The organism is Thermogemmatispora sp., assembly GCF_042408735.1.
Lineage (GTDB): Bacteria > Chloroflexota > Ktedonobacteria > Ktedonobacterales > Ktedonobacteraceae > Thermogemmatispora.
In genome coordinates, this window is sequence record NZ_JBHOQV010000022.1 from 1 (window position 1) to 6,061 (window position 6,061).

Below are 6,061 nucleotides of genomic sequence, written 5' to 3' on the forward strand. Positions count from 1 at the left end.
ATCGGGCTTCTCCCAGGAGATCATGCAGCGGCTCCCCAGCCGCGAACGGGGGATGCTTCAGCGCTACCTGCTCGATCTGGCCCGGTTGCTGGCGGAAATCAAACGGGTGCTTCGGCCGGGAGGCAGGGCCATCTTTGTGATGGGAACGTCTTGCCTGCGCGGTGTCCTGCTCCACAACGCCCTCTTTCTTTGCCTCCTGGCTCAATCGCAGGGATTCCGCCTGGAGAGGAGCACCGAGCGCGAACTGCCACCCAATCGCCGCTACCTGCCACCCCCACGCACAGTGAACCAGATATTGCTCAAGAGACGCATGCATACAGAAACAATCGTCACTCTCTCTCTGGCTTGAGGTCGGCCTGAGAGCGGGCCAGCCAGCGAGGGGAGCTATCCCGTCTTCACAGCATCGATCTCCTGGACAGACGCCAGTTGTTCGTCCCGCGAGCGTTGCGGCCAAAGGAGGCCCCTATGGGTCGGCCAGTATCACCACTACCACCACCACTCCGCAAGCTGGAGGCCGTCTATCAGCGTCTGCTGGCTGGCGACCCGACTGCGCCAAACGAGTTTGCCGAGCTGGTCCTCGAGCCATTGCTGGCCCAACTGCAGCAGCGCCATCCCTCCCTGCCAGATCCTCAACTGCTTCAGGAGGCGGTGACCGACTCGCTGTTGGCCTTCCTTCAAAGGCCAGAACGCTATCGGTCCGAGCGCGGGGGACTCTGGCACTACCTGGTGATGAATGCCGAGGGCGACCTCCGTAACGCGCTCAATCGCCAGCGACGCGAGCAGCGGCTCACGCTTCCTCTTTCCTCTGTCGCACCTGTTCCCTCACGAGGGAACAGTTCCATGGAAGAAGAGGCCTGGCGGCAGGCGGAAGCAAGGCTCACACTGAGCACTCGCAAGCGACAGGAACTCCTTAAACGCCTCAGCACAGAGAGGTTTTCCCCCGCCGAGTGGCCTATCCTGCTCCTCATGCTGCAAGGAGAGAGGCGGACCAGGGTCTACGCGGAAAAACTAGGGCTGGCCCACCTCCCACTAGAGGAGCAGCGCAAACAGGTTAAGCGCGTCAAAGACCGTTTGCGGTTACGACTCAAACGTTACGGAGCACGCTTCAACCAATGAAGAGTAAACCTTGGCCAGCGCTGCTGTACGCCGCGCAGCGCGCAGCCCAGAGGCGCTTTTTTCTGGCAAGCGCCTTGCAGGAGTACTGGTCCTTGCATCGGTTGGATGAGCAAGCGCTGGCTTACGAACCTGGCTGTTCGTCCGATGATCTTCCTCGGCTGGCACTGTGCCGCCGCCCGGCCGGGGATGCTGAAATGTTCTTGAAGGACGTTGAATTGCTGGCCCGCCGCTTTCACCTGAAGGGCGAACGTCTGGTGGCTTTGCTTCGCCAGGTCGAAGTCTCGGAGGCTCTGCGAGTCTCTGTGCTACGCTCCTCACAGGACCACGGCCTGCCGCGGGCAGCTCGCCATGGCGAGGAGGGAGAGGAAGAGCTATGAAGGATGCCTTACCGCCGCGCGCGGCAGCGGCCTGCTCTTTCTTTCTTTGCGAAGGGCAACGATCTCCGGAAGAGCGAGACCACAGGCTTGCCGGGATCTCGATCCGCTTGAGGATGCTGAAATGAGAATACTGAAAATTGCTCGCCTGTCCAGCTTCCGCGATTGAAAGGGAAGGCTCACCAGGCTGTCGCACTTTTCCGGGAGGAGTGGAATATAAAGTAGAAAAGCTGCCGGGTTGACTGTTCAATGAAGGGGAGGAAGAGATGGCTCTGTGGGATGAGCCATTCCTGGTGGATGCTCGCGCCTACAAGGAGGCATATGGAGAGTCGCTTGAGGAGACGCTGGACATCGAAAAGTGGCAGAGGGGCGAGGATCTCGGGGCATTCTACGCGAAATTAGAGGACGAAATCAAGGAGGCGGTCGCTTCTGAGGAGGCTCAGCGCGAGCCGATTCGTCGGGAAATCTTTCCGCGCATCGCCAGACGCCCCGGTGCCCCCCGCATCGCTGGCTGTTATCGTGCCACAGTTGACGATCTGCGCTACACTCATCGCTCTCTGCTCTTCAACGGAGCCGTTGAGGCTTGTGACGGCACTAGCCTGAGCTACGACAGCCTGCCGATCACTATCACGCAGCTAGGAGTTTGCCTGATCTCCTACCAGGGCGACCTGGGGTCCTGGTCGCAGCGCCTCTTTCGCCGCGATCTGCGAGCGGCGAGCGGTGAGCCGCTTGAGGATCTGCTGACCCTGCTGGAAAAGCGCAGGCAGCGCGGCAGTATCGATGTTGAGGAGCGGAGCAGGTTGAGCGAGCTGGCGCGACGGGGCATCATGAGCTATGCCGAGCGGGCGGTACTTACCTGGAAGGCTCAGGCTCCCTGGCGCATGGGTCATGGTGCTCCTGTCCCCTATGAGCTGCTGACCGGCTCGGGCAGCATGGAGCTGTTCAGGCATAGCCTGGCCATGCTAGAGAAACTGCTGCTCGGCCATCGTAAGGTGGTCTTTGTGCAGAGCGACATCAGCGCGCGCCACTGGCTGACCATCGGTCAGGCCCTGGAGCCTCTGGAGTTCCTGGTCCTGGAGACCATTGAGGAGAGGTTGCTCAGAATCGCCGACCAGGGACACTACCCTACTCAGTTCCAGCAACAGGCCAGGGACTTCAGCCGAAAGATCGGCTCCCAGCTTGTGATGGGTATCTACCGGGCCTCGCGCTATGCGCCGCCCCATGTGTTCTATAGCCATATCGACCACGTCTTTGAGGCTGCTCTGATCGCTCTGGCGGATAGCGTCCTGCAGGAGCATCGGGGCTTTCCTCTGCTCATCGACCTGGCAGACACCATCTGCCGGGCCACCTTCGGCAACGACATCTTTGAGGATGCCATTCATACGGCCTACGTTCGTGCAGGTGAGCCGTTCCGCTTTGTGAGTGAGCGCCGGACCCGCGCCAGAAAGTAGAGGCACGAGCAATGAAGAGGCGAGGCAACAACTCTAACGATTCTCTCTGGCCTCTGGAGGAGCTTCCTTCCGCCGAACCCCGTGGGCGTCTGCGCGCGGGCATTCCTTCCCAGAAGGCCAGGCGCCTGGTTGAGGAACAGGCAGAGCAGGAGCCTCTCAAGCCCCTCCCTCGCGATGCCTTGGCGCGCCTCGCGGAGGATGCCAGGCGCTCCGGTGGCGCCTGGCAGGAGCCTGATTACGGCCCTGGGTACGTCGGCAAAACGTTATTCGATACGCCAAGCAGCGACGATAATACCGTGACCGTCGTGCTCCCGCAGGCCAACATCGGGAAAGTCCCCGCGCAGTCCCCTGTCCGCATCAAGAGCACTGACGGCCGCTCCTACCTGGGGCTCGTGGTCCGTGGGCCATTCGCAGAGCCTGATGGCATTCGCGGCGATTCGCCGATTGTGGTCACAACCTCCGTTCATGGCTCCGTCTTCATGCCGCACTACCACGGGCGCGTCCAGGTCCAGCTACTGGGCGAGGAGCTAGGCGGCGCAGGGGGCCAACTGGTTCCACAGCGCTTCCGACCTCTACCGAATAGCCCCGTCTACCTTCTCACCAGCGAGGAGACAGCCCGCGTGCTCAAACTGGACGGCGAGATCGAGCTAGGCCTGGCCATCGGTCACGAGAACCTGGTCGTGCGCGTCCCGGCCAGGCGTAAATCGCTCTGGTTCCGTCACGTCGGCATCCTCGGCACAACGGGCGGCGGCAAATCAACGACCGTTTCCGGCCTGGTGAATCAGTTTCAGCGCCAGGGCTTTGCGACGGTGCTCATCGATACCGAAGGGGAGTATACGACCATCGACGAGCCGACGGACGATGAGAGGATGATCGCCGCCCTGCAACGGCGCCAGAAGGTGCCCGCCGGCGTGAGCCAGGTGACCATCTATCATCTCGTCGGTCGCCGAACCGCTAGTCCGAAACAAAAAAAAGGTCAGGTGCGGCCCTTCTGCCTCTCGTTTGATCAGCTCTCGCCATATCTTGTCTGCGAGCTACTGGAGATGACGGAGGCTCAACAAGAGCGTTACCTGAAAGCCTACGATATTACCAAGCGGCTCCTGCAGCAACTGTCAATTTCACCCTCATCCAGGGACAACCAGAGCTGGTTGTTGGAGCTGGATGAGCTGGAAGAGGGATATCGAGATATGCGCCTGGAGCATATCTATGATGTGGTCAGCGCCTGCTCTTTTCTCGTCGAGAAGGATGAGGCCAGTATCCAGTTCCATAGCGAAGCGTTTCGGCAAAAGAACCGTGAAGATGTCCTGAAGGCGATCAAAGAGGCAGCTAAGGGATTGCCCGGGGCTATTTCCAGTTGGCGAGCCTTGCAGGGGAAGCTCAGGCGCCTGCTGAAATTGGGCATCTTCGATAATCCCGAGACCGAACCACTGCAGTATGAGGAGATGCTGGGGAGAGGGAAGGTCGCAATTATCGACCTCAGCGATACCGATTCGCCTCAGATCAACAATCTGGTGATCGCCGAGCTGCTGCGCGGTGTGCATCACCTCCAGGATAAGCGCTATGCCAATTTTGAGAAGCAGCAAGCAGGGAAGGGACAGCCTTCGCCGGCAGCCGCTCAGGTCCCGCCCACCACAGACAGCGAGGGGCTAGTCCCGGTCATGGTCATCATCGAGGAAGCTCACGAGTTTCTCTCGGCAGAACGCGTAGGTCAGATGCCTATTCTCTTCCAGCAGGTGACCCGCATCGCACGGCGCGGGCGCAAGCGCTGGCTAGGATTGATCTTTGTGACTCAGCTCCCGCAACATCTGCCCGACGAGGTACTGGGTCTCATTAACAATGTGATTTTGCATAAGATTACCGATGCAAACGTTATCAGCCGTCTGAAGCGCAGCATCGGTGGTATCGATGAGGGTCTGTGGTCCAGGTTACCTCACCTGGCTCCGGGTCAGGCGATCGTGGCCCTGGAGGGAATGGTGCAGCCTTTCTTGGTGGCCATCGACCCCACCCCTTGCAAGCTACGCATGGTCGACTAGTCGCCTCCACCAGGGCGAGGAGAGGTCGCTCCAGCGAGAAGCAGTCACCAGGCTGCCTGTGCCACGGAAGGAAGAAGGAAAGGTGCTGCGGCCACCGAGGCCAGCGCCAGGCTGGCCTCGGACGGACTTTTGCAGGTGGTGGGGACCTTGATGTGTTTCTTTCTCCCCCGCTGGGGACGCGCCTTGCAGCCTTTCAGTATCCTCCTTTCAGTATCCTCACGCGGATCGACGCCCCTGCAACTCTGGGACGCCGCCGGCGACTCCTCTGGCAATTGGACTTTCAGTATCCTCACGTGGATCGACGCCTCTGCAACGACGTCAAGACGCTCTCGGAGCACATCCAGCACAAAACTTTCAGTATCCTCACGCGGATCGACGCCCCTGCAACTTAGTCACACTCGGGATCATCATTCTCGCTGCCACTCTTTCAGTATCCTCACGCGGATCGACGCCCCTGCAACTGAGACAACAACCAATCCTGCGTGTGTGTGTGTGGCGACTTTCAGTATCCTCACGCGGATCGACGCCCCTGCAACGTGAGTTTGGAAGCTGACGCGTATACTTCAGCTCAGCCTTTCAGTATCCTCACGCGGATCGACGCCCCTGCAACTCTTCATGCGTTAGTCCAGCAGTCGGACCCGAGGTTCCTTTCAGTATCCTCACGCGGATCGATGCCCCTGCAACATGAGCAGCAGACGCTCGCCGCGGTGATCCGGCGACCTTTCAGTATCCTCACGCGGATCGACGCCCCTGCAACCTGGTTCTGATCGAATGTCGTCCTACCGTACTTCCTGACTTTCAGTATCCTCACGCGGATCGACGCCCCTGCAACTTAAATGCTACTCGCGTCTTCGGCTCTAGCCCGAACTTTCAGTATCCTCACGCGGATCGACGCCCCTGCAACTGTACCAGAAGCTTAGAGAATGCTCTCTGAGACTGGGCTTTCAGTATCCTCACGTGATCGACGCCCCTGCAACTGGATTGGATCACCACATACTACGGATCTTGCCAACCTTTCAGTATCCTCACGCGGATCGACGCCCCTGCAACTGTACCAGAAGCTTAGAGAATGCTCTCTGAGACTGGG

At 59.8% G+C, this 6,061-nt stretch carries 4 protein-coding genes, 1 pseudogene and 1 CRISPR repeat array; all 5 genes and pseudogenes read left to right on the forward strand.

From position 1 onward, the window contains the following. A pseudogene (locus ACFMO7_RS01805) lies at positions 1-349 on the forward strand (hypothetical protein); the annotation flags it as partial. A 116-nt stretch (positions 350-465) separates the two neighbouring features. Continuing rightward, on the forward strand, positions 466-1,116 hold the full coding sequence (locus ACFMO7_RS01810) for a hypothetical protein (RefSeq protein WP_376793831.1): 651 nt from the start codon (positions 466-468) through the stop codon (positions 1,114-1,116). Continuing rightward, positions 1,113-1,493 (forward strand): hypothetical protein, encoded by a 381-nt coding sequence (locus ACFMO7_RS01815; RefSeq protein ID WP_376793832.1) that lies wholly within the window; start codon positions 1,113-1,115, stop codon positions 1,491-1,493. The genes ACFMO7_RS01810 and ACFMO7_RS01815 overlap by 4 nt, the downstream gene beginning before the upstream one ends. Before the next feature lie 263 nt (positions 1,494-1,756). Beyond that, the gene (locus ACFMO7_RS01820) at positions 1,757-2,941 is read left to right on the forward strand and encodes a hypothetical protein (RefSeq protein ID WP_376793833.1); all 1,185 of its coding nucleotides are present in this window, start codon (positions 1,757-1,759) and stop codon (positions 2,939-2,941) included. An 11-nt stretch (positions 2,942-2,952) separates the two neighbouring features. Then, positions 2,953-4,974: an ATP-binding protein gene (locus ACFMO7_RS01825; RefSeq protein ID WP_376793834.1), complete on the forward strand. Its 2,022-nt coding sequence runs from the start codon at positions 2,953-2,955 to the stop codon at positions 4,972-4,974. A 204-nt stretch (positions 4,975-5,178) separates the two neighbouring features. Further along, a CRISPR array of direct repeats spans positions 5,179-6,024; the repeat unit is 37 nt; unit sequence CTTTCAGTATCCTCACGCGGATCGACGCCCCTGCAAC. Positions 6,025-6,061 lie beyond the last annotated feature (37 nt).